This is a genomic window from Streptomyces sp. NPDC091280 (genome assembly GCF_044768565.1).
Classification (GTDB): Bacteria; Actinomycetota; Actinomycetes; order Streptomycetales; family Streptomycetaceae; genus Streptomyces.
Genome location: NZ_JBIVUZ010000020.1, coordinates 61261 through 82172 on the forward strand (window position 1 = coordinate 61261; position 20912 = coordinate 82172).

The window sequence follows — 20912 nt, forward strand, 5'->3', positions numbered from 1 at the left end:
GCACACGCTGGACCCGACCTTAGGGACGGGGGATTTCTCAGGCGTGACCCATTTGTTTCGCTCAAGTTAACCGCTCCTGGCCCGTCTGGCCCCTCCTGTCCGCATGGCAGAACGGGGGCAGTACCGTGGACGGGTGGACAACAGGGATGCAATCGGCTCATGGCTCTCCGGCCCCCGGGCGGCGGCGGAGCGGGCAGGTGTCGACTTCGGCTACCGCGGCGAGCGGCTCGGCCTGCCCGAGGAGGGCCCCGGCTCGATCGCCCGCCCGGGCCGCCGCCTCGGCGCCCTCGCCGTCGACTGGGCCCTGTGCCTGTTGATCGCATACGGCCTGCTCACCCACGGCTACAACCAGGCGACCGGCAACTGGGCCCTGCTCATCCTCTTCGTCCTGAGCACCCTCACGGTCGGCACGATCGGCTTCACCCCGGGCAAGCGTCTCTTCGGCCTCCGCGTCCACGCCCTCGGCACCGGTCGCCCCAGCCCCCTCCGCGCCCTGATCCGCTCCGCCCTGCTCTGCGTCGCCGTACCCGCCCTGATCTGGGACCGCGACGGCCGCGGCCTCCACGACCGGCTGGCGCGCACGGTGGAAGTGCGGATCTAGCAGCAGTCGTTCGACGGAAGGGGCGCTCCGGGTGTTCGGGCGCCCCTTTTCCGTGCCGGGCGGGTGACCGTCGGCCGGTCACGGCCCGGGGTCCGGGTGCGGGCGGGCCGGGGCCGGGACACTGTCGCCGTTCCCGACGGAAGTGGTGGGCAGTGGAGAGCAGGATGCCGGCAGTCGACAAGTCGACGATCGTGACCCGGGCGCCGATGGTCGCCGAGATCGCGGCGCGGTGCGCGGAGGAGGCGGAGACCGCCCGGCGGCTCTCGCCGCAGGTGGTCGAGGCGGTACGGGACGCGGGCTTCGCCCGGCACTTCGTACCGCGGGCCCATGGCGGCGAGGCCGGTGGTTTCGCCGAGGTGACCGCCGCGGTCGGCCTGGTGGGGGAGGGCTGCACCTCGGCCGCCTGGGCCGCCTCGCTGGCCGCCTACGCGGGGCGGTACGGCGCCTTCCTGCCCGAGGAGGGGCAGAACGACATCTGGGCGGACGGCCCGGACGTGCTGCTCGCCGGCGCGCTCATGCCCTCCGGCAAGGCGGAACCGGTGGCGGGCGGCTGGCGGCTGAGCGGGGAGTGGAAGTACATCAGCGGGGTGCACTTCGCCGACTGGGCGCTCGCGTGCGCGGCCGTGCCCGCAGAGGGGCCTGTGGACCCCGACGCGCGCCCCGAGGTGCGGTTCTTCGCCGTACCGAGGGCCGACTTCACCATCGAGGACAGCTGGTTCACCGTGGGAATGCGCGGAACGGGCAGCGACACCCTCCTCCTCGCCGACGCCTTCGTGCCCGAGCACCGGACGCTGTCCCGGTCGGCCGTGCACGCGGGCCGGGCGCCCGCCTCGGACGCGCGCTGCCACCTCGTCCCGATGCACGCGGTGAACGCGCTGCCGTTCGCCGCCCCGCTGGTCGGCGCGGCCCGGGGCGCGCTGCGGGCCTGGATCGCACGGGCCGGCGCGCGCGTCGACCGCAGGGGACAGGCCGTCGCCGAGAAGCCCGCCACGCAGGTCGCGCTGGCCCGCTCGGCCGCCGAGGTGGACGCAGCGGAACTGCTCGTCCTGCGTACGGCGGCGGTGGCCGACGGCACGGAACACGTCCCCGAGGGCGAGGCGGCGGTCCGCGGCGCCCGCGATCTCGCGCTGGCGGTGGAACTGCTGGTCTCGGCGGTCGACCGCGTCTTCCGCGCCGGCGGCACCTCCGGCCAGTCCTCCGCCGACCCCGTGCAGCGCTTCTGGCGCGACGTGAACAGCGCGGCCTCACATGTGGCCCTCTCCTTCGAGACCACGGGCGCGGCCTACGGTGCCTGGGCGCTGTCCGGCGCGGAGGGGGAGCGGGCGGCGGCCGTGCGCTGAACCGGCCCCGGTTGCCGGTCGGGGGCGCGGGCCGCATAGTCGATCTGAACCCGGGTGACGATCTCGATCACCGTCGGTGAGCCGTTTCCGAGGCCGCCGAACCCGCGACGGCCTCCCCGGAGGCCCGACAGGTGGTGCACCGTCATGACGGAGCGTCAGGAAGTACTGGAAGCCGAGACCGCGGTGGAGCCCGGGGACTTCCGGGCGGCGATGGCCCGCTTCCCCTCCGGTGTCGTGGTCGTGACCACGTGCTGCGAGGACGGAACTCCCCGCGGATTCACCGCCAGTTCCTTCTGCTCGGTGTCGCTGGAGCCGCCGATGGTCCTGGTGTGCCTGGCGAACTCGGCGGACTCGGCGCCCTCCTTCGAGCGCTGCGACCGCTTCGCGGTGAGCGTGCTGGCCCCGTCCCACCGCCCGCTCGCCGTGCGCTTCGCCACGAAGGGCACCGACAAGTTCGCGTCCGAGGGCCTCGGCCTCAGCCCGGGAGGCCTGCCCACGGTCGAACGGGCCCTGTCCGAACTGGACTGCGCCGCACACGCACGACACCCGGCCGGGGACCATACGGTCCTGATCGGCCGGGTGACGGGTGTGCGACTGGGGGAGGGGTCCCCGATGGTGTATTACGACCGGGGGTTCAGGACGCTGGCCTGAGGCTCACGGGCCTCAAGACCCATGGGCGCCCGGGACTCAGCGGGCCTTGCCGCCGCCCTTGGGGAGTTTCATGCCCTTGGGCATCGGGCCCTTCGGCAACGTTCTCGAAGGTTGCTTATCCGTTCACTGTGTCTGTGACCCCCTGACCTGCCGAAACAGGCCCCTTCCGTCCGGAGGGGGCCTCTCGCGCCGTTCCCCGAGGGCGCCGAGCGCCCGCGACGGTCCAGAGCGCGATCCGTGCGGCAGGTTGCGGAGTAAGGGGTTGACGGGTCGACGTCCGATCATGCTACGGTCCGTTTCGGACTCAACCGCGTCCGCAAAAAAGTGACCCCCCTGAGGCGGCAACCTCGGTGGGGGGTCTATGACACCGAAGAGGCGTAGATCTTCGATGCACGTCAAGCGTAACAAGCATGCCTCTGGCTATGTCCAGATACCAAACACGATCGCGCGGCACGGAGGGCTCTCCCTTGAGGCCGTCGGTCTGCTGACGCGTCTCCTCTCCCTGCCTGACGGTACGGGGGCGACGGTCGAGAAGATCGCCGCCCAGGTCTCCAACGGCCGGCGTGTGGTCGCTCGCGCCATGAACGAGCTGATCGAGGCTGGCTACGTCAAGCGAGCCCGGGTGCAGGATCCCGAGTCGGGACGGTGGGTCACCATCACCACCGTCACGGACGTCCCGGAGTCTGCTGCCTCTCCGACTGACCGGTTGCCGACGGTCGGCGTAGCGGCTGGTCAGGCTCTCGGCGGCTCTCCCATAGGGAGAAAGACGGAAGAAGAGAAGAACACCACCCCACCCCCGAGTCAGACCGCTCCCTTGGCACTCGAAGGCTCCAAGGGGGGTGGGGAAGAGGACGCGTTCCTTCGCAAGATCGGTCGCGAGATGGCCCGAGAGGGCCGTCGGATCCTTGAGCGGCTGAGCCTTCACAAGAGCCTGCCTCTCACGGACCAGGAGATAGCCCGCCTGTCTCCCAAGGTCGTGCCGTGGCTCCGTGAGGCCTACCGCAGTGAGGACATCCTTCAGTGCCTCACGACTGCTCTCCCGGAACAGATCGACTCTGTTCCGGGGCTGATCTCTCACCGGCTGACGAACTTCACGCCCGTGAGGTCTGTCCCTCAGCTGCCTTCCAGGACTCCCGTCGAGCGGGCTCACTGCGAGGTCTGTGAGGTGCTCTTCCCTCTCGGCCAACAAGGCATCTGCCGCGCCTGCAAGGCCGAGCTGGGCCGCGCAGCGGCCTTCGTCGCCGCCAGCTGAGTTCTCTCCCCCCAACACGTTCGAAAGGACACTCATGTCTAGAGCTGTGCCCTGGTACATCAAGGCCGTGTTGTGCGTCGCCATCCCGGCGGCCTGCCTCGCCGCCCTGTACCTCTCCATCCCGGGAGAAATCGCGTTGGCTCGGTCTGCCGGATGGTCCGAGAAGTACGCGCTGGCCATGCCTGTGTGCATCTCGGTCTACGCGCTCGGGGCCGGGGCCATATCCGGGTACCGGCGGTCCATGAAACTCCCCGGAGAGAGGACCGCTCTCATCGGCGGAGCGATGGCACTCCTCCTCGCCATGGGCGCGCAGGCGATCTCTCACCTGATCGAGCTGGGCTACATGGAGACGTCCGCTCTCCTGGTGGTGGCTGTCTCCTTCATGCCTCCTCTCGTGATCGCTCACCTGATCCACATGGCTGAGACCCCCTCTCAGGCGAAGTCGGCTGATGAGGAGAAGGAAGACCTCCGGGCCGTCCTCTACGCCTTCACGGCGGAGACGGCTGCCTCTCTCGTGGATCGCTCTCGGACCCTGGTGAAGCAGAGCGACACCTTGACGACCGTCGCGGTCGAGCTGGTGAACGCGGCCGAGTTGGAGAACGGCCGCTGGGACGAGGTCTTGCACGAGGTAGAGAGGGATCCTCGCCCGGCCTCTCTCGGGGAGCGGATCGAGCAGGCCCGTAAGGCGCTCGCCGCAAAGGGCAGCAAGGTGACCGTGGACGCGGTCTGCAAGACCCTGGGAATCTCGGCCGCCACTTACTACCGGCACAAGCCTGCTGAGCAGTCGGCCGGCATGCTGCCGCTGACCGTCTAGCCAGGCCGGAAATGCAGAAGGCCCCCCGCAGGTCTAGTGCGGGGGGTCTCCTGGCCTCCGAGCCTAGTTCATTCATTCAGCCCGAGGACTGCTCAGCCCGGCTCGCCCTGTTGCACCGGCTTCCGCCTCGGCGGCGGGCCGCCCGGTGGATCGGGCCCCGGCGTCGTTGCGTCGGTGTATACCCTGCTCATTGTGTTCCTCTCCTTTCACGGAGATAGGGAGCCCGACGCCTCGGCCACTTGACCTTTGCGAGAGTGAGAGTGGTCGGGGCGTCACGCCGCGTAGTGCGGCCAGTAGGTGAACTTGCGAGCGGTCTGCTCGGCAGCGAGCGCCGGCACCGTGAGGTTTCCGGTAACCAATACGTCCTGGTTCGACCAGGACCCGTCGAGTTCCACTCGTCGGCCATTGGGCTCCATTACCCAGTCAGCTTCTGAGAGCTTCACGACAACGTCGCTGCCCGTGATGAATGATCGGTTGGCCTGCGTGATGATCCACTTGGCGTGCTCGGACTCCGACCTGTCTCGCGGTCGCATGCACTTGTCTGCCATCCGCCAGAGCAGGCGCCATTCCACGCCGGGGGTCAGCGGTCCCACATAGGCAACCTGCCGGTCATCTACGAGCGTGGTCGCGTAGCCGAAGACGGGCCCGAACATGGAGAAGACGGTTACCCGTCCCTGGCCCTTGGTTCCTTCGGCAGTTGCCATGAAAACTCCCTGTTTGTACTTAGAGTCCGGACCGTGAGGGCGGGACTCTAGTGGCTGCCACTGACAACGCCCGGCATCAGCAGCACGGGCCGTCGCCGCAGCAGGTCGGTTCGTTGCAGTCGGCCTTGGTGCCCCAGAGGGAGTCGTCGACCACGAAGCCGTGGGCGCGGATCTTGCTCACGACGTCGACCATCGTGGCCTTGTCCCGGTAGCGGGACTTGGGGGCGTGGTGGATGAACCGGCCGTAGCGCGTCTGGCAGAACTCGGCGTACTCCTCGGAGTGGAGCATGAAGGTGTGCCACCCGGGGTCGACGGCCTGCGAGGGCGACATGCCCTCACCGGTCCGCCCCATGACGTCCAGGAACGCCAGGGCCTCGCTCATGACCTGCTCGGCCATGAAGCGCTTCAGCGCGTACTCCTCGGCGCAGAAGCCGACCAGTCGCTCGAACAGGTCGGGCGACACGAGGTCTCGGCCGTGCCGCAGGGTGACGGTCGGCATTTCCGGTGCGACAGTCATCGGGAAGTCCTTTCTTCCATCTGGACTGATCTGCACTTGCTGACTCGCTCCAGCCATCTCCCACCGTCGAAAGGCGGCCAGAGCGAGCAGTGCCCTCGTCCGGGCTCGAACCGGAAACCTCGGTTGGACGTGGCCGTTCGACTAAAAGCGACACGCAACCGCGCTCTGCCTATTGAGCTACGAGGGCAGGTGCCTCACTCCGGGTGCTCTTTGGGCTGCTCATGCCCGTCTTGGTCTCCACCGGGCTCGCCGGCGCCAAAGTAGGGCTGTTGAGCAGGGAGGAAAATTTCCACGTTGCACTCTGGGCAGCCAGAACATGAGCCACCCTGCGGTATCTGGCAGGTCACTTGGTCTCTCTAGGCGCTGGCCTCCCCTCACTGGGGCGGATAGCGGTTGCGCTTTCCCAGTGAGGGGAGGGGCTTGTACCTCGCCCATCCGCCACGGGGGAGGACGGACGGACGAGGCGTTCAGGGGGTGTTGCAGAGGGCCGGCGCCTTGGCCGGGGACTGCCCGGAGGCGTCCCGCTCGGCCAGGATTTGGCGCGCTTCCCTCGCTTGCCCGAAGCAGTCGCGTATTCGGTCCATGCGTCGCCGGAGGGCCAACTGCCCGGGGGTCTGTGTCACTGCTCCGCCTTCTTCACGAGGGCGTAGTCCTGGAACGTCCGCTGATAGCGTTCGTGCCCGGTTTCCTTGGTGTGCTCGGCCATCCAGTCAGCGACTGCTTGTTCGCCGCCCAACACCTTGGATTTGGCGCCGCACTCCTTCTTGTCCCCAGACACGCAGTGAGCCTGTCGCGTGGTCTCCCCGTCGGGGTCCTTAGTGATCTTGTAAGGCACATGGCGTATGAGAGACCTCACGATGCCGAGTCCTTGTTCGTCATGTACGCCAAGAGCAGGGCTCGCGCGAACACGGCAGTGTCGTGCATGTAGTTGAAGGCTTCGTGAGCCTGAGTGCGTTTCGACGGCCGGTTACTCGTCGCCAAGTGCTTCTCCACCAGGCCCAGAAGTCTCAAGGTGTCTCGGCTCTGGTCTTCACCCAGGTCCTCGCCTTGGAGCCGAGTCATGTAGCCGATCAACTCGTGCGTCCGGGCGTCGATGTCCTCGCGCTTTGAGGTGCTGAGCCCCATGGCCAGCACCTTGTCAACGGTGTCGGAGAAGCTGGCAACGAGCTGGACAGGCAAGCAACCGGCTTGGGCCTCTCCGACTGAGCGTTCTCCGGTCATGCTTGCCACCACGTTTCTCCCCTCGATGCCGCCTGTGCGGTCTGGGTCCGAGGACGAACGTAGAGGGGTTGGCACCCAACCCCCAAGAAGATTGCGCCAGTTTGCAGCAAGCCAATTGACGGGGTCGAACGGCGCAGCCAACATCTTGTTGTCGCGCAATCCGGAGCAAGACAGCGGACGGGAGACCAGCCATGCAGCTACGGTTCCTTGGGAAGAACTCCACCCCCGGAGACAGCCCCACCCTGTACGCCAGTGACCAGGACAGCTACGTCATCCAGGGCTGGAAGGTGTACGCGAACGAACTGCTCATGCAGCTCGACGTGCCGGACGGACAGACCGTCATCGAGGTACCAACCGAGCTGTTCGAGCACCTGACGAAGGACGGCCGGCCCTCCGGAGAGATCAAGAAGTTCACCGCCCCGATCATGCTTGTCACCGAGCAGGGAACATGCGTCCTCCAAGGCCCGGAAATGCACGACCCGGAGGCCCTCAGCCAGATGCGTATGCCCGACTATGAGACCTGCATCGAGGTACCCAAGTCCTCGATCGCGGCCCTACTGGAGGAAGACAGTGGACCTGATCACTCCCGCGCAGCGTGACGAGCTGTTCAACCAGTTCGAGCGGGATGCGTTCCATCTGGAGCTGAGGGACGACTACGGGTCTCCGGTCGAGGACACCCCGTACGCCCGATGGCAGCGTGGCGAACCCGACGACTACGCGTGGCTCGACGCCTGGACGACTCTGATGAAGCGCGTCACGGGTGAGGGCAAGGCAGTTCGGCGCGTCCGTGTCGTGACGGAGCCGCACAGCCAATACGTCAGGTGGGAACACTCGCTCACCCACCTCAACATCGAGATGGGCGAGGACATTCGCTGGCTGCCGCGGCACCTGCTTCCCGAGGAGATCACGTTCCCCTTGTCAGGTAACGACTGGTGGTTGTACGACGACAGTCTTCTCGCCGTGGGCCACTTCGACCCTGAAGGGCGGGTCCTGGGCTCAGAGATCGTGGAGGCTGCGGACGTGGTGACCCAGTGCGCCGGCCTACGTGACCAGCTCTGGTCTCTCGCCATCCCACACGCCGAGTACAAGCCCTGACTCATCCGTGAGCAACCAAGCACAAGAAGCACGTGAGGCGTTGGGTGCCCGGCTTCGTGGATTCCGTAAGGATGCGGGCTTCACGAGCGGCCGGGCATTCGCGCTGGCCACTGGGTGGCAGGAGTCAAAGGTTTCCCGGATCGAGAACGGGAAGCAGAACGCCAGCGAAGCCGACATCCGGACCTGGTGCAGTAAGACCAACAGGCCTGACCAGATTGAGGACCTTATTGCCACGGTTCGTCACATTGACGAGCTGTGGCTTGAGTGGCGTCGCCAGCTTGAAACCGGGGCGGAGACCCGGCAGAGCAAGGCCATCCCCGTGTACGCAAAAACCAAGGTCTTCCGTATCTGGCACCCCACCCTCATCTGGGGGACGCTCCAAACCGCCGACTATGCGGCGGCGACCTTTGAGCAGGTCGTGGACTTCTTCGAGATCCCCAACGACATCGAGGCAGCCACAGCCAAGCGGCTCGAACGGCAGCAGTATCTGTACCAGGGTGATCGAATCTTCAACGTCCTCCTTGCTGAGCAGGCGTTGTACACCAACTTTGGGGGCGCGGAGGTGATGAAGGGGCAGCTTGACCGCCTCCTGGCAGTCATGAGGCTGGCTCGCCTCAGCCTGGGCATCATTCCGCGGTCTGCGCCTGTCCACATCTGGCCTGGCAACTCGTTCTCGATGTTTGATGACCGGCTCGTCCTCGTGGAGACGTACTCGGCTGAATTCTCAGTCACTCAACCCCGAGAAATCGAGCTGTACGCGAAGGCTTACTCACTTTTGCAGCGCTCCGCCGTCTATGGGACCGCAGTCCGTGACCTAATCTTTAATGCTATCCAGCATTTTGATCACATGCCCACCGACTAGGAGGTCAAAATTGGCAATTATTGCCAATTGGCGTACCAGCTCGTACACGTCCAGCGACAGTTGCGTGGAAGTCGCTGATAACGACCCTGCTGAGGTTCTAATCCGGGACACCAAGAACAGAGAATATGGTCATCTGAGCCTCCATTCCGATCCATGGACTGCGTTCATCGAGGCAACGAAGAGGTTTCCTGTGTGACACCACACCGGCGGGGGCATACAACCCCCGCCAAAAAAGATGTCGGTGTCAATCTGCCGAGTTCCGGACGAGCGCGAGGCGGAGTGAGACGGGGATCACGTCTCCTGTCCCAATTCATTCATTCGAGATGGGTAGGCGACGGGGCGACGAGGCCGGTTGGCCGGCCTCCGGGCCGCTGAGAGTCGCTGTACGGGCTCAGAAAGGCCTAGTTGGGACCTGGTGTGGTAGAGTTCGCTTCGCGCCCGCGTGCGGGACGCACAGAGCCTCGAAACTTTCATACATGTACACGCTGGAAGGACAGCACCCCCGGTGGGTCCTTTTCGAATGTATTCAAGTATTACCCCCGTATCCAACACGGCTGGGTAATGAATGAATTGAATGGGAATTCTTTCATTCCTTGAATACGTCCATGCAGCGCACAACTGAATAGCCGGTCAGTATGCAGTCGAATGCAAACAGTGCAATAGTGAATTGCAAATATGATGGCTCGTTAGCTGTCTGAATTGACCCACATTGCGTCGCATCGAACGCGTGCCAGGCTTCGAGATTCGGCAACGAATTAATAACGCTTAGGTGCGCAGATCGATTACAAAAGGCCGGTTTTTATAACGGTCAGATCTCTACGTACGGCGTATGTGGTTTAGGCCATTCGATGAATTGGTTTAGACCACGGTCTAGACCTGTCCTATTTTGTGGGCATTCCAAATAGGGCTTGAATGTGACGCGCATCACGCATATCTGTCTAGGGCTGTACCTATATGCCCGAATATCTATGGGCTATCTGTCAGAATTAATTCGTTTTGCTCTACGGACCGTCAGATCTGAAAAGTTGAGTCCGAAGCACGGGTGGGGCAATGTTCTGCCTGTCGCCGAACGCGCCGCCCACCTGGGGCGCAGGACGCGACACCCGCTCAAGCGCTCGGATCACACACGTGGTCCACGGACACGCAATCCAGGGTGCATGGGCAGGGGACCGGAGCGACCCCCCGCGAAAGCGGGGGCCGCGAACTCACCGGCGGGTGAGGGCGCGCGGCTCCACTGGGCAGGAATGCCCGGTGGGTGCTGGCCGATAGGCCGCGCAAAGGGACCCCTGGTTACTTGTGAACTCAATAGAGGGACCTGGCATCCGGCGCCTAGCAAGCGCCCGTAATCCAGGCGTCCGTGTGGGGAGGAGTGCGCTTCGGCGAACGATCCTGAGGGCGAGAACCCGTTTCTCGGTATGTGCAATGACGGCATATCTAGGGCGGCCTGAAACGTGTGAGCCAAAGACACACGTAGAGGGAAAGCGTAGGGGAAGACACGCACCACACGAAGGCGCAGGCAGGACTAGCACCCTGCCTGCGGCCGGAAAACCAGCGGGTCACCTAAGGAACCTTTGAGCCGCCCTTGTGGGGCGCGACGCAATGACCAATGCGCAGTAAGGCTGTGGAGTCAAGGGCACAGCAGGGAGCGCGAGCAGGGACGGGTGACCCAATCAGGCGCACAACGATGATGTGCCGTACGTGATACCGCTCGGAACGCTGGCCGGGCGGCCCCCAAGCCGGAAGTGGCTCCATGCGCACTGAGAATTCGCTCAGTGCGCTTGGTTCATGTCCGGGGAGGTTTCCATGTCTTCGATCAACAGCGTGCGCGCCCATGGTGCGGATGTGTACGGGCGACGCGGTGAGCGTCTGATCAACAAGCGCAAGGCGAAGAAGCGCGGCACGATGGCCGCGCGTCTGATCACTCGTGGGCTCGTCGCTCGCGTCGAGGTCAAGGCTGCGGCATAGCCCTGCCCGAAAAGTTGAGTCAGAAAGGAATTGTCATGCGTAAGCGCGGGATCGTCCTGTCCGTGCTCCTGTCTGCTGCTGCGTTTGTCGGAGGCGTGTCCTACGGGCACGGCTCCACTCAGCTCAAGCCGTGTGAGACGGAAGACTCGGTGAACTGCTACTGGGACGCGAGCAGCCAGGGGAATGGTCACGGTCATTCATTCGTCGTGGACAAGGCCGGGCATGTGACCTACGTGAACGCCTTCAACGACGGATTCAACGACAGCAAGTCGGACGACTGCGAGCAGGGTTTTCAGCCCGCATGCTCATGGCTCGCCGAAGTGCACTGACACTTGACGAGTTCCATCATGCCCTTCGGGGTGTGGTGGAATCCGGTAAGCGACAGGGTGACACCGGTGTAGTGCGAAAGGCCGTAATGGCACAGCACATGAATGCGCAGTTGCTTGAACAGCACTTGCGTAAGAGAACCACGCTCCAGCTCTGTGACGACTACGTGGCCATGTCCAAGGGCACCGCGGACTGGCACAAGTTCACGGCGCGTTTGATCAGTGACTTGCTGTTCGAGCGCAACCAGCTGGCTTGGTTCGACTGGCAGTTGGACGGCGGGATGTTTGGTCAGGCCGACCCGCAACAGTTCTTCATGCCATAAAAGTTGAGTCCGAGATCGGTCCGCAGGTAAGCCAAAGTACCTGCGGGCCGGTCCCGTTGGAGAGGACGCGCATGTCCAAATTCGAATCCAAGGAAGCGGAGGAGCTGTATTTCCTCCAGCCCGAGCAGGAGGTCGGTGACAGCGTCAGCGGTGCTGCCTGGTTCGGCCTCTACCAGCTCGAAGCCATCATCCTTACTGAGGACGCTCGGGGGAACGTCTTTCTGCGCAAGTACGACACCACCGCTGACCTGAACGAGGCATGGGAACTCGTCATCCAGAACACCTATCCCGGGCCCGGTGGCGAGTGATGTTCGACTACAGCCCTGCGGACGACAACAGCGAAGCTGCGTGGGTCGATTCGCAGCTCTACATGGACCAGTCGAGCCCGGATTTCCCCACCATGAACGGGTACGGGCCCCTGATCATCAACGTGGTATCCGTTCTCGACGGCAAGGAGACGGACCTCTACGAGGGCACGGACGAGAAAGAGGCAGCGCGCCTGGCCATTAACGCGTTCGAGCGCTCCTACCGCAAGGCCGAAGTTCTGGTGATGCGGGACGGCGGTAGCTGGAAGTACGTGTTCGCCTACCCCCGCGTTGTCCAGGACGCGAAGCCGGTAGTGATCGATGCGGGCTTCTGCCCTGACCCGCGTTGTGGGGAGATCAACCCTCTCGACTGCTGGTGCCGCTTCAGCATGACGCCCGAAGAGATCAAGCGCTACGCGCAGTACGACTAGGGAAAGACATGGCTCACGAACTGCTTGAGACGTACGAAGTCGAGGCCGGGAACGTGCTCTTCACCGGCCGCTCTGCTTTCAAGGTGAACGAGGTCCGGGAGCCGAGTCACCCGCTCTTCCCCGGCCTGGTATTCGAGGGGCACTACTTCGACACCCGGCGAGGAGTGTGGGGTCCGAAGGTCGTGCTGAGTGCTGAGCACGGTCGGGTGTGGGGGCTGTCCCTGTTGGCCTTCCCTGACCTCTACCTCTCGGCGTACCTGGAGGCCGGCGACCTGGCGGTGGTCGAGAACTACGCCAATGGTCTGTCCCTGTGGTCGCACGAGGTGAAGTGCAGGGTGATCGACTTTGGGGAGACCGAATCCCGCGTGAAGATCACCGGCGCGTCGTACCAATTCATTCAGGGCGACGAGGTGACCGTGCCCACCCAGCGCCTCTACCGCAGGAAGGCCAAGAAGTGAGCGACACGAAGAGCGTGACGGGTCCGCAGGACGAGGCCGGCGGCCCGGAGTGGGTCCAGGAGGACGACAGCAATTGGAGGCTAGTCAAGCCCAACGGGGAGTCGCTCGGGATCATCAGGTCTGAGTGGGATTCCGGCTGGGATGACGGGCAGTGGGTGTTCTCGGGACGGCAGGTCTCGGGCACCTACTACTACGCCTACGAGACCGTGACCGAGGGCCTGTTGAGCTATATCGACAGGTTCCTGACGCTTGATGAGGCGAAGGTCGCAGTCGAGAAGGCCTGAACAGCAACTCCCTTATCCGAGGCCAGGAAACACCTCCTGGTCTTTTTTCATGCCTGAAAGGACTCGGCATGCGTATTCCGTTCTTCTCTCACTGGCTTGAGCACCGCAAGATGCGGGATGTGTCGCTGAGCGCGCTGGTGCACTCCCAGACACACCTTCACGTGGGGGTTACGGCGGTCGCTGAAACCGTCACGACGATTGCGCAGCACAGCGCACTCGTTGAGGACGAGCTGAAGGAACTGCGTGCGAGCGTCGCCGAGCTGCTGATGCTGAACCGGCGCCGGGAATTGATGGTCGCTGCTGCCGAAAACCTCGCGGAGAGGCTCGATGACCCTTTGCTGGCCGGGGACATCTCCAACCACTTCCGCGTGATGGAACTGTCCCCGCTCGTGGAGTTGCTGAGGATGACTGGTCGCCACGGTGCCGCTCAGTTGTGGGCGGACGCTAACGACGACTGGGCCGACTTCATGAGCGACGACGAGCCCCAGGACCAGGAGCAGGGCGAGCCCGTTTGTGTCTGAGCGGTCCCTGTTTGGTGGCGGCCGGGAATTCCCGGCCGTTCGCCACGGGTAACCGGCAGAAAGGAAATGGCATGTCCCGCAAGTACCCCAAGAAGGTCCGCAACCAGCACAGGCGCAGGCTGGCCGCTGCTGACGCATTTGTGGAGTCGTGGACGAATTCGGGCCTGTCTCACGAGTTGATCACGGACTACACCTGCACTCTCGGGTGCGACGAGGCCATTACCTATTCCGGCCTCTTCCGTGCCTATGGATACGACGGCACCGCAGAAAGCATCCTTGCCGACCACGGCGAGGACTGCGACAACCCGCACCACCACGAGCCGCAAGGTGTCTGGACGTTCACGATCGATGCCCACGGACCGGCTGTCGAGGTCATAGAGGACCCCGAATGGACCGTCGTTGCGGACGGCAAGGACGGGGCGGAAGCCGAGGAACGCGCGACGCGCTTCCTCCGCACCCAGCTCAAGAAGCAGTACCCAGGTTACTTCTACGTGCGGGTTATTGACGTTGAGAACGGCACTCCCGGCTCCACTGCTCTCTACGCCTGGACCGACATTCGGAAGGCTGCGTAATGGCTATCGAGATCGTAATTCAGCGGGACCCGGATGACGGAACCTATCTGTGGTACTTCCGCGACGGCGTATTGATGAGGGCCGAGGATCTGAACATCACTGAGTACACCGTCGACCCCGGCCGTTCCGGCGGTGACGCGGAATGGGTGAAGGGTATGAACGAGACCGCCCAGAGCGCGAGCCCCGTGGCGCGCGCTTATATCAAGTCCATGGTGACCAGCTACAGCAAGTGAGCGAAGCAAGAGGTAAGTGATGGAATTTCAGATATCGCCGGAAGTGGCCGGACTTTTCGCGGGCGCCGTAGCCGCTTTCATGCGATCCAAGGCCGATACGGTGTGGCTGAACGAGCAGGCGGACGAGTGGAATGAGCTTTACGAGAAGTTCCGTGACGCGGACTCGGGTTCGGTGACGGTCTCGTACGAGGCCGGACGCCTCATGCTCTGGGTGTGGGGCGCTTCTTCCGTCTGGCGGGACCAGTTGGCGCGGCAGTACGTGAAGAGTCACCTTCGGCCTCAGTGGCAGGAGCAGATGCGGGCGAGGCTGAGGACGCCGTGAGCGAGTCTCCCGAATCTCTGATGTCCCTGACCTTCGAGGAGTTCTCCGAGCCGAAGCGCTGGACTTCGGACGGGGGACGTCTTCATTGGGTGGCATACGGCCACGTTGCGGTTACGTGTGCCAAGCACGGCGAGGTGTTCAAGGCGCTCTCAAGTTCCTTCACGGAGAAAGAATGGCCGTGGATGAACAATCAGGCCTGGCTCTGGCGTGGGAATCATCTGCGACAGGAACATGATTTCGATCCGGATCGGTGAGGGATGCTTGAAGCCGATGAAGAACTAGATCTCGAAGACGTCGCTGCCTGGTGCAAAAGGCAGCGTTGGTTCTCCACAGGGCCATGGGACACGAATTTCATCGAGCGGAAATTCCTTCCTCAAGTCCTGAATATTTATAAGACTGAACGCGCCCGAGAGCTGAAGGAAGAGGAGCGTCGGGCGAAGGAGCGGGCTCACTGGGAGGAGCTATCCCGTCAGTCCCGTGAAGCGATGGAGCGGGCTGCGGAGCACGCGAGGCTCATGAGGGACATGCGTGCGTGGGGTCGTGAGAACGGATACTTCGTCGGCACACGAGGACGTATTCCGCAGGCTGTTGTCAAGGCATACAAGGAAGCGAAGGGACTATGACGTACCGGAATCTTGCTGTCGGGCTGACGTCCGAGAAGGCCGGAAAGGCCATCGGGCTGGAGTGGAATCCCGGTCAGCACGGCATGCGTGTCTTCCTGCTGGACTCCCTGAGCGGTGACGTGGTCGAGTGCCACGAAGCGGAGGTCCGGACCGTGTGGACGCTGGACGAAAGCCCCAGCCACAGGGACTTCGACGACGCGGTGATGGCGGTTCTGGATGAGCAGGCTTCCAGGTCCCCGCTCGCTTCGGCGGTATGGGAGGCGGCCGATCACAACGTCATTCGTTGGTGGGCTGCCGCCGAGGTGAGCAGCAGCACCAGGGCCAAGGCGGGCGATGCTCGGTGAGCGCGGTGAAGGACTTCCGCTTCGACTCCGCCTTGGTGAGCGGCAGGGCCAAAGCTGCCGCCGCGAAGCCGGACTGGGATGAGAGCTTCGCTGCTCTGACAGTCGTGTTCCACGACTGCGGGCACCTGGCCGGCGTCTACGCGGCGCCGGGTGAGGTCGCCCGGCTCCTGGTGGCGCGGGCCGTCGCCGAGTGGCAGGCCGGCCGACGGGCGTTGGTCACCAACTCCGTTTGATTCGAGCGCCTTTAGCGAGGGCCGGGAACTTTGTTCCCGGCCCTTTTTCTATGGGCGCTTGCACTCTCAAGGGGGTTTCGATGGCGAGTAATTTCCGTGAGACGACTCTCACGGTATCCGGAAAGACCTTCTCCGTACGCACGGAGAAGGACCAATTCCTTCGTACGGATGAGGAGTTGGAGACCGAGCACACGAATGCAGTCAGGCGAGCGATAGCCAACGCTCGAATCATGCTGGACCTTGAGCCCTGGTATCGGGACTGCCTTGAGCACGCCGAGACCTACGACTGGGCTGAGAACAAGTACGACATGCCCAACTACGACGGCGCAGCGCGCAAGCGGGATTACCTGGACGACATCGCCGAGCAGTACGAGAAACGCATCAAGGCTTGTGTCCCTAAGTGGGTGAAGTACCAAGACGCCAAGAAGATGCGACAGCCATTTCCGACTGTCAGGTACACGTCACAGATACCGGAATCTGTCCGTGAGTTTTATGAACTGATCGAAGACACCGAGGGGGCAATTGTCATGGCCAGGAAGGTAATTGAGGTCGAGCAGAGCATGTGCGACGCCTGCGACTCGAAGGGTGAAGAGGTCGAAGCGGTCGGGACGCTCGAAATCTTCGGCGACAAGTACGACCTGTGCGACGAGCACGGCCAGAAGTTCAAGCTCTGGTTCGCAGAAGCGCTCGGCGGCGCCCAGCTGGCCGCGAAGAGCGCGTGAGAAAGGAGAAGGAAATGAGCACGTTCGAAGAGATGAAGTACGGCCCCCTGGGCAAGGCGGTCGAGGCGGCGATGCCGACCAGTGAGGCGGACCCCATCGGAGTATGGGCCGCGTCCCTGTCGCTGTACTCGTCGGCCATCAGCCGCTCGGTGAGACTGGAGTCCGGGCGTCCTGTGGTGGTGTGGACGGTCCTCGCCGGTCTCTCCTCCCGAGGTGCCAAGGGGACCGCGCTCCGTACCTCTCGCGGCATCCTGTCGCCCCTGATCGGCGGCTACCTGGATGGTCGCGCCGAGAAGGGGGTCGCTTCCGGGCCGGCCCTCGTGAGCTGGCTCGCCAAGTACGAGCTGGACACGAAGGGGACCGAAGGAGGCATGGACGGCCGCGGGCTCCTCATCGAGGACGAGTGGTCGGAGTCCCTCGCCCAGCAGAAGCGGTGCCCGAAGTTCGCGAGCGTCTTCCGTACCGCCTGGGACGGTCAGCCCATTTCGAACCGGACGAAGAAGGAGGGGCTCACCGTAGTGACGCGTCCACTCCTGGGATTCCATGGACACATCACGCCGGGGGAGTGGAAGACCTCGGTCACGTCGTCCAAGGCCCTAGGCGGATCTTTCAACCGCTTGCTCCCGGTGCTGGTCGAGCAGTCGAAGAAGCTGCCCTTCGACCAGAAGCCGGTCTACCCGGCCGTTCCCGCGCTCAAGGAGAACTACCGCTGGGCGATCAGCGAGGAGCGTGTCATCTCTTTCACGGCCGAGGCCGGCCGGTACTGGGACCAGCTCCGCGACATCATCGACGAGCGCCTTGCCGGGATGCCCGAGCTGCTGGCCAGCTACATGGAGCGCTCCGCCGAGCAGGTCTACCGGGTCGCTGCTGTGTTGACGGCCTCGGAGAAGCGCACCCGGATCAGCCTCAAGGCCGTGAAGGCGGCGTGGGCCTTCGTCTCCTACTCCATGACGTCGGTCGAGAAGCTGGTGCGCGACGCTGCCGATCAGTCGACCAAGGCGATGAAGACGACCGAGGAACTCGTGCGCGATGTCCTTGCCCGGTATGGCGGAGAGGCGTCCAGCACGATCCTGCTGCGTGCTCTGGGCACTCGCATAAATGCGGCGGCGCTGAAGGAAGCCGTTGTCAAGATGGACGATGTCCAAGTTGAGAAGCTGAATACCCCCGGTCGCGGAGCGAAGCCGATCATGTACCGGCTGATAACCCCCGAGGCAGAGAAGGTCACCGAAGAGTCACGAAAGCCCTTGCAGGTTGAGACCGAGACGGCGCCTGTGCTTAGGATCGTTGAGTCCGAAGCCGTTCGGCCGCGAAAGGCGCGTAAGCGCCCGAAGCGCCAGGTGGCGATTCCGACTGAGCCTGTTGCAGTGACCAATCCGATCTTGAGCCTGCTGTAGAAAGCGCTGCCCATGAGCAAGTGTGCTGGTATCTTCGTCCGCCCCTCGAAGCGGGTCGAAGAGTGGGAAACCGTTGACGACATCTCCACCGCCCGCGAGCGCGTCAAGTACTGGGCGCAATACGTCACGGAGGCTGGGTTCGGTGAGCGCTTCGGCTTCCGGTATGAGGCAGGTGTCAGGGGCTACAAGGTTCTAGCCCTTGACCGCTCGATACCCGAGGGTGCATGAGCGAAAGACATACCCTGCGTAGACGTCCAGAAGGCCGCCTTCAGTGCACCAAGTGCCGGGCGGCCTTTTTGCTGCCCGAAAACGCTGAGAACGCACGGGCCGCCTGCATGGGACGGCCCCTGCCGCACGGTCACCAACTCGACCGTGAACACGTGATTTACCCGACCTGGCACGACCAGGGAAACGGGCAGGGCCCCGATCGGCTCTGCGATGACCACCTCTGCTTCTGCATGGGCCACACCTGCGACTGCGACGTGTGCACGGAGGTCCTCGACGTGCCTGCGCTCAAAGTCCTCAACGACAGCCACGAGTACAAATCGGAGATCGACATGACGAACAAGATTGAGGTCCACCTCCCGGCTGCGCTCCGCAAGTGGGTGACACGGACCCTCGTCGCGGACACGCAGGATGAGCACGACCTGATGGACGCCTGCAAGGCCCTCGGGCTCGGCAACTCCATGAAGACGACCACGGTCCCTCTGGCGAACGGCCCGCTGGGCGTGCTGGTCAGGCAGGCCCGAAAGTGGGCGGTCAGCAACAACAACACCGAGTGGATGGCCGGGAAGAGCGTCCTGTCCCGTCACGAGCTGGACTACGTGCCGGCCACCCTCGCTGAGGTCCGGTACGCGGTCAAGCTGACGAAGAGCCTGAGCGAAGTGATTCACCCGAAGGTCCGCAACTGGGGCAGCGAGGGCCTGAGGGAAGAGGTTGGTACACAGCTGGTCGCGTGCTCCTGGAGCAAGGCCGGTATGAGCGGCCGTGTGGGGCACGAGACGCTGGGGTGGCTGCTCGGCGAGGTGCGCGAGCTGATGAACTCCGGGCGCGGCGGGCCGGTCCCGCTGGCGGCCGACAAATTCATTCGTGCTCACGAGCCCGGCTACATCGAGCAGGCCGAGGGTTGGGCGATGCGCGAGAAGGGCGAGGTCCCGGCCGAGCGGGAGCGCGTGATCTTGGTAGCTTGCGGCGGCAAGAAGAAGGTCGACGTTGGAGTTGTTCCCGCTGGTGAGATGTACGTCGGGAGCTATCACCTCGCCTGCCGCAAGGCGGCCGAAGCCCTGGGAGACCGGACGCTGATCCTCAGCGCCATGTACGGCCTGGTCCCGCTCGACGAGGAGATTGCGGCCTACAACGTCACGGTGGGAGACCCCGAAGCCGTCGGCGGCATCGAGCTGAGGCGCCACGCCGAAGAGATGGGCCTGTTGGACGCCAAGGTGACCGTCCTCGGCGGTGAGCGGTACGTGAGCCTCGCTCGGGAGGTTTGGCCGGACGCGGAGGCTCCACTGTCCGGAGGCATCGGTCAGCAGCTCCAGCAGCTCGCCGGCATATACAAGGGAGAGCCCGAAGAGAACGACCAGGAGCAGGCCGGCACCTCCTCTCGGGAGTGGCAGAAGAAGCGCATGGGCGACCTTGTCACATGGTCCGACGAGCCCAGCTACTTCTACTACGGAGGTACCGCAAAGCAGGACGTGAACGAAAGCGGCCCCCTGGTCTTCGTCTCGTGGCGGGACTCGGAGAACGGCAAGAACAAGCTGATCGACGTCGACACACAAGAGCTGGTCGAGGTCGTTCACAGCATGTCGTACGTGTGGGCCGTCAAGGCCGAGAAGTCCGAGCCGGTCACCGAGACACAGGTCGAGGAGCCGGTCACCGATGAGGTCCAAGGACAGGAGGAGGGCCCTCTCCCCGCCTACTCCGGGAGGATCGGCGACCTCCCCGACGTGGACAAGATCCGGACCAGCGGCGGGCCGAAGTTCTGGTTCGGCGGCAAGGCAGGCAAGACGAACCCGCACCCCGGCAAGTGGATCAAGGCGGGGATCAAGGTCGAGGGACGCAAGTACGTCATCTACTCCCTGGAGAACGGGGAGAGCCTGTTCACCGGCACGCTGATCAGTCAGATCCACTGGGGCAAGCTCATCAGCTCGGAGCAGATACAGGCCTGGTTGGACCAGCGTGAGCAGCAGGACCCGGAGCCTGAGACGCAGGAAGAGCAGGAGCCCGAGAAGCCGGACCACCACTACCGCGGATCGCTGCAAAACTACGGCAGCATGCTGCCGTCCCGAGGACGAAGCCACGAGCCGGTCATCTGGTTCGGAGGCAAGGCCGGGAAGAAGCACACTGAGCCTGGCACCTGGACGAAGGTGAAGATTGTCTACACCGGGGACGGGATATACGACCTGGTTGCCGTCGGGACGGGCGAGTCCGTTCGGACAGTGACGCTGCGCTCTCAGATCTTCTGGGCGTACTGCCACGGCCCGGTGCCGGCCGTCGAGGATGGCCGGGACGACGAGGACCAGGAGCAGCAGGAGCCCGCGGCCGTCGAGGAGACGGCGCCGCCCGGTGGGTACGAGGTGCCTGAAAACTTCCTGGAGTTGGCGGAGGACGGCAACACCGAGGCTGCGAGGAAGTATTGGACGCGTCGTTGCGAGGAGTACCGCAGGACCGGCAAGTGAAGCCCTCGGAAATACCGCAGCTGAAGAGATCGCGCCCTGTTCAAGGGCGCTTTTCTTATCTGGCCCGGAAGTGGCAGAATCTCAGCAGTCAGGGGAGGTGGGAGGAAAACTGTGGCGACGG

At 64.0% G+C, this 20912-nt stretch carries 32 protein-coding genes and 1 tRNA gene; 28 read left to right on the forward strand and 5 right to left on the reverse strand.

The genetic code is table 11. From position 1 onward, the window contains the following. Positions 1-133: 133 nt before the first annotated feature. The 5 genes from ACIQPR_RS43445 to ACIQPR_RS43465 all read left to right on the forward strand — a co-directional run bounded on the left by ACIQPR_RS43445 (position 134) and on the right by ACIQPR_RS43465 (position 4658). Complete coding sequence (locus tag ACIQPR_RS43445) at positions 134-601, forward strand: RDD family protein (protein WP_403661276.1); 468 nt, start codon at positions 134-136, stop codon at positions 599-601. A 164-nt stretch (positions 602-765) separates the two neighbouring features. Further along, a complete protein-coding gene (locus ACIQPR_RS43450) occupies positions 766-1941 on the forward strand; it encodes an acyl-CoA dehydrogenase family protein (RefSeq protein WP_403661279.1) in 1176 nt (391 codons plus the stop codon). 144 nt (positions 1942-2085) lie between these two features. After that, positions 2086-2592 (forward strand): flavin reductase family protein, encoded by a 507-nt coding sequence (locus ACIQPR_RS43455; RefSeq protein ID WP_403661282.1) that lies wholly within the window; start codon positions 2086-2088, stop codon positions 2590-2592. A gap of 388 nt (positions 2593-2980) precedes the next feature. Then, on the forward strand, positions 2981-3844 hold the full coding sequence (locus ACIQPR_RS43460) for a hypothetical protein (protein WP_403661285.1): 864 nt from the start codon (positions 2981-2983) through the stop codon (positions 3842-3844). Positions 3845-3890: 46 nt separating this feature from the next. Continuing rightward, positions 3891-4658 (forward strand): hypothetical protein, encoded by a 768-nt coding sequence (locus ACIQPR_RS43465; protein WP_403661288.1) that lies wholly within the window; start codon positions 3891-3893, stop codon positions 4656-4658. 272 nt (positions 4659-4930) lie between these two features. Here ACIQPR_RS43465 and ACIQPR_RS43470 read toward each other — a convergent pair whose 3' ends face one another. From ACIQPR_RS43470 to ACIQPR_RS43490, 5 genes are all read right to left on the reverse strand, one after another. After that, entirely contained in the window at positions 4931-5362 is a 432-nt protein-coding gene (locus tag ACIQPR_RS43470) for a hypothetical protein (protein WP_403661292.1), read from the reverse strand. Positions 5363-5438: 76 nt separating this feature from the next. Continuing rightward, the gene (locus ACIQPR_RS43475; protein WP_403661295.1) at positions 5439-5879 is read right to left on the reverse strand and encodes a hypothetical protein; all 441 of its coding nucleotides are present in this window, start codon (positions 5877-5879) and stop codon (positions 5439-5441) included. Between the two features lie 90 nt (positions 5880-5969). Then, a tRNA-OTHER gene (locus ACIQPR_RS43480) sits at positions 5970-6066 on the reverse strand. A gap of 432 nt (positions 6067-6498) precedes the next feature. Continuing rightward, positions 6499-6657 carry a hypothetical protein gene (locus ACIQPR_RS43485; protein WP_403661298.1) on the reverse strand — a complete coding sequence of 53 codons (159 nt, stop codon included), beginning with the start codon at positions 6655-6657 and terminating at the stop codon, positions 6499-6501. A 74-nt stretch (positions 6658-6731) separates the two neighbouring features. Further along, positions 6732-7109, reverse strand: coding sequence for a hypothetical protein (locus ACIQPR_RS43490; protein ID WP_403661301.1), 378 nt, complete (start codon positions 7107-7109; stop codon positions 6732-6734). 182 nt (positions 7110-7291) lie between these two features. Here ACIQPR_RS43490 and ACIQPR_RS43495 point away from each other — a divergent pair, with 182 nt between their 5' ends. The 23 genes from ACIQPR_RS43495 (at position 7292) to ACIQPR_RS43605 (ending at position 20791) form a co-directional block, all read left to right on the forward strand. Beyond that, positions 7292-7699: a hypothetical protein gene (locus ACIQPR_RS43495; RefSeq protein WP_403661304.1), complete on the forward strand. Its 408-nt coding sequence runs from the start codon at positions 7292-7294 to the stop codon at positions 7697-7699. Further along, positions 7671-8195, forward strand: a complete 525-nt coding sequence (locus ACIQPR_RS43500; RefSeq protein ID WP_403661307.1) for a DUF6879 family protein — start codon at positions 7671-7673, stop codon at positions 8193-8195. The genes ACIQPR_RS43495 and ACIQPR_RS43500 overlap by 29 nt, the downstream gene beginning before the upstream one ends. Before the next feature lie 7 nt (positions 8196-8202). Next, positions 8203-9057: a helix-turn-helix domain-containing protein gene (locus ACIQPR_RS43505; protein WP_403661310.1), complete on the forward strand. Its 855-nt coding sequence runs from the start codon at positions 8203-8205 to the stop codon at positions 9055-9057. Beyond that, positions 9020-9253, forward strand: coding sequence for a DUF397 domain-containing protein (locus ACIQPR_RS43510; protein ID WP_403661313.1), 234 nt, complete (start codon positions 9020-9022; stop codon positions 9251-9253). The genes ACIQPR_RS43505 and ACIQPR_RS43510 overlap by 38 nt, the downstream gene beginning before the upstream one ends. Positions 9254-10860: 1607 nt before the next feature. Further along, positions 10861-11022 carry a hypothetical protein gene (locus tag ACIQPR_RS43515; RefSeq protein WP_403661316.1) on the forward strand — a complete coding sequence of 54 codons (162 nt, stop codon included), beginning with the start codon at positions 10861-10863 and terminating at the stop codon, positions 11020-11022. 35 nt (positions 11023-11057) lie between these two features. Continuing rightward, positions 11058-11351, forward strand: a complete 294-nt coding sequence (locus ACIQPR_RS43520; protein WP_403661319.1) for a hypothetical protein — start codon at positions 11058-11060, stop codon at positions 11349-11351. A gap of 86 nt (positions 11352-11437) precedes the next feature. Then, entirely contained in the window at positions 11438-11671 is a 234-nt protein-coding gene (locus tag ACIQPR_RS43525) for a hypothetical protein (protein ID WP_403661322.1), read from the forward strand. Positions 11672-11742: 71 nt separating this feature from the next. Then, positions 11743-11979 carry a hypothetical protein gene (locus ACIQPR_RS43530; protein WP_403661325.1) on the forward strand — a complete coding sequence of 79 codons (237 nt, stop codon included), beginning with the start codon at positions 11743-11745 and terminating at the stop codon, positions 11977-11979. Further along, the gene (locus tag ACIQPR_RS43535) at positions 11979-12407 is read left to right on the forward strand and encodes a hypothetical protein (RefSeq protein WP_403661328.1); all 429 of its coding nucleotides are present in this window, start codon (positions 11979-11981) and stop codon (positions 12405-12407) included. Before ACIQPR_RS43530 ends, ACIQPR_RS43535 begins: the two co-directional genes overlap by 1 nt. A gap of 8 nt (positions 12408-12415) precedes the next feature. Continuing rightward, a complete protein-coding gene (locus tag ACIQPR_RS43540; RefSeq protein ID WP_403661331.1) occupies positions 12416-12865 on the forward strand; it encodes a hypothetical protein in 450 nt (149 codons plus the stop codon). Continuing rightward, complete coding sequence (locus ACIQPR_RS43545) at positions 12862-13149, forward strand: hypothetical protein (RefSeq protein ID WP_403661334.1); 288 nt, start codon at positions 12862-12864, stop codon at positions 13147-13149. Before ACIQPR_RS43540 ends, ACIQPR_RS43545 begins: the two co-directional genes overlap by 4 nt. Positions 13150-13217: 68 nt before the next feature. Next, positions 13218-13670 carry a hypothetical protein gene (locus tag ACIQPR_RS43550; protein WP_403661336.1) on the forward strand — a complete coding sequence of 151 codons (453 nt, stop codon included), beginning with the start codon at positions 13218-13220 and terminating at the stop codon, positions 13668-13670. Between the two features lie 71 nt (positions 13671-13741). Then, on the forward strand, positions 13742-14242 hold the full coding sequence (locus ACIQPR_RS43555) for a hypothetical protein (RefSeq protein ID WP_403661339.1): 501 nt from the start codon (positions 13742-13744) through the stop codon (positions 14240-14242). Continuing rightward, positions 14242-14475, forward strand: a complete 234-nt coding sequence (locus tag ACIQPR_RS43560; protein ID WP_403661342.1) for a hypothetical protein — start codon at positions 14242-14244, stop codon at positions 14473-14475. The genes ACIQPR_RS43555 and ACIQPR_RS43560 overlap by 1 nt, the downstream gene beginning before the upstream one ends. Positions 14476-14491: 16 nt before the next feature. Continuing rightward, complete coding sequence (locus ACIQPR_RS43565; protein ID WP_403661345.1) at positions 14492-14797, forward strand: hypothetical protein; 306 nt, start codon at positions 14492-14494, stop codon at positions 14795-14797. Next, positions 14794-15051: a hypothetical protein gene (locus tag ACIQPR_RS43570; protein WP_403661348.1), complete on the forward strand. Its 258-nt coding sequence runs from the start codon at positions 14794-14796 to the stop codon at positions 15049-15051. The genes ACIQPR_RS43565 and ACIQPR_RS43570 overlap by 4 nt, the downstream gene beginning before the upstream one ends. A gap of 3 nt (positions 15052-15054) precedes the next feature. Further along, complete coding sequence (locus tag ACIQPR_RS43575) at positions 15055-15420, forward strand: histone-like nucleoid-structuring protein Lsr2 (RefSeq protein WP_403661351.1); 366 nt, start codon at positions 15055-15057, stop codon at positions 15418-15420. Next, positions 15417-15764 (forward strand): hypothetical protein, encoded by a 348-nt coding sequence (locus ACIQPR_RS43580; protein WP_403661354.1) that lies wholly within the window; start codon positions 15417-15419, stop codon positions 15762-15764. The genes ACIQPR_RS43575 and ACIQPR_RS43580 overlap by 4 nt, the downstream gene beginning before the upstream one ends. Then, a complete protein-coding gene (locus tag ACIQPR_RS43585; RefSeq protein WP_403661357.1) occupies positions 15761-15997 on the forward strand; it encodes a hypothetical protein in 237 nt (78 codons plus the stop codon). Before ACIQPR_RS43580 ends, ACIQPR_RS43585 begins: the two co-directional genes overlap by 4 nt. 230 nt (positions 15998-16227) lie before the next feature. Continuing rightward, complete coding sequence (locus tag ACIQPR_RS43590; protein WP_403661360.1) at positions 16228-16719, forward strand: hypothetical protein; 492 nt, start codon at positions 16228-16230, stop codon at positions 16717-16719. A gap of 14 nt (positions 16720-16733) precedes the next feature. Then, positions 16734-18113, forward strand: coding sequence for a DUF3987 domain-containing protein (locus tag ACIQPR_RS43595; RefSeq protein WP_403661363.1), 1380 nt, complete (start codon positions 16734-16736; stop codon positions 18111-18113). Between the two features lie 12 nt (positions 18114-18125). Next, positions 18126-18341: a hypothetical protein gene (locus tag ACIQPR_RS43600; RefSeq protein ID WP_403661367.1), complete on the forward strand. Its 216-nt coding sequence runs from the start codon at positions 18126-18128 to the stop codon at positions 18339-18341. Between the two features lie 152 nt (positions 18342-18493). After that, positions 18494-20791: a DUF6884 domain-containing protein gene (locus ACIQPR_RS43605; RefSeq protein WP_403661370.1), complete on the forward strand. Its 2298-nt coding sequence runs from the start codon at positions 18494-18496 to the stop codon at positions 20789-20791. Positions 20792-20912: the final 121 nt, after the last annotated feature.

Excerpts from the sequence above, each read along its gene's own strand:
- ACIQPR_RS43450 (WP_403661279.1), top strand. The coding sequence starts at position 766 with ATGCCGGCAGTCGACAAGTCGACGATCGTGACCCGGGCGCCGATGGTC.
- ACIQPR_RS43455 (WP_403661282.1), top strand. The coding sequence starts at position 2,086 with ATGACGGAGCGTCAGGAAGTACTGGAAGCCGAGACCGCGGTGGAGCCC.
- ACIQPR_RS43460 (WP_403661285.1), top strand. The coding sequence starts at position 2,981 with ATGCACGTCAAGCGTAACAAGCATGCCTCTGGCTATGTCCAGATACCA.
- ACIQPR_RS43470 (WP_403661292.1), bottom strand. The coding sequence starts at position 5,362 with ATGGCAACTGCCGAAGGAACCAAGGGCCAGGGACGGGTAACCGTCTTC.
- ACIQPR_RS43475 (WP_403661295.1), bottom strand. The coding sequence starts at position 5,879 with ATGACTGTCGCACCGGAAATGCCGACCGTCACCCTGCGGCACGGCCGA.
- ACIQPR_RS43495 (WP_403661304.1), top strand. The coding sequence starts at position 7,292 with ATGCAGCTACGGTTCCTTGGGAAGAACTCCACCCCCGGAGACAGCCCC.
- ACIQPR_RS43510 (WP_403661313.1), top strand. The coding sequence starts at position 9,020 with ATGCTATCCAGCATTTTGATCACATGCCCACCGACTAGGAGGTCAAAA.
- ACIQPR_RS43515 (WP_403661316.1), top strand. The coding sequence starts at position 10,861 with ATGTCTTCGATCAACAGCGTGCGCGCCCATGGTGCGGATGTGTACGGG.
- ACIQPR_RS43520 (WP_403661319.1), top strand. The coding sequence starts at position 11,058 with ATGCGTAAGCGCGGGATCGTCCTGTCCGTGCTCCTGTCTGCTGCTGCG.
- ACIQPR_RS43525 (WP_403661322.1), top strand. The coding sequence starts at position 11,438 with ATGGCACAGCACATGAATGCGCAGTTGCTTGAACAGCACTTGCGTAAG.
- ACIQPR_RS43530 (WP_403661325.1), top strand. The coding sequence starts at position 11,743 with ATGTCCAAATTCGAATCCAAGGAAGCGGAGGAGCTGTATTTCCTCCAG.
- ACIQPR_RS43535 (WP_403661328.1), top strand. The coding sequence starts at position 11,979 with ATGTTCGACTACAGCCCTGCGGACGACAACAGCGAAGCTGCGTGGGTC.
- ACIQPR_RS43540 (WP_403661331.1), top strand. The coding sequence starts at position 12,416 with ATGGCTCACGAACTGCTTGAGACGTACGAAGTCGAGGCCGGGAACGTG.
- ACIQPR_RS43550 (WP_403661336.1), top strand. The coding sequence starts at position 13,218 with ATGCGTATTCCGTTCTTCTCTCACTGGCTTGAGCACCGCAAGATGCGG.
- ACIQPR_RS43555 (WP_403661339.1), top strand. The coding sequence starts at position 13,742 with ATGTCCCGCAAGTACCCCAAGAAGGTCCGCAACCAGCACAGGCGCAGG.
- ACIQPR_RS43560 (WP_403661342.1), top strand. The coding sequence starts at position 14,242 with ATGGCTATCGAGATCGTAATTCAGCGGGACCCGGATGACGGAACCTAT.
- ACIQPR_RS43575 (WP_403661351.1), top strand. The coding sequence starts at position 15,055 with ATGCTTGAAGCCGATGAAGAACTAGATCTCGAAGACGTCGCTGCCTGG.
- ACIQPR_RS43580 (WP_403661354.1), top strand. The coding sequence starts at position 15,417 with ATGACGTACCGGAATCTTGCTGTCGGGCTGACGTCCGAGAAGGCCGGA.
- ACIQPR_RS43590 (WP_403661360.1), top strand. The coding sequence starts at position 16,228 with ATGCTGGACCTTGAGCCCTGGTATCGGGACTGCCTTGAGCACGCCGAG.
- ACIQPR_RS43595 (WP_403661363.1), top strand. The coding sequence starts at position 16,734 with ATGAGCACGTTCGAAGAGATGAAGTACGGCCCCCTGGGCAAGGCGGTC.
- ACIQPR_RS43600 (WP_403661367.1), top strand. The coding sequence starts at position 18,126 with ATGAGCAAGTGTGCTGGTATCTTCGTCCGCCCCTCGAAGCGGGTCGAA.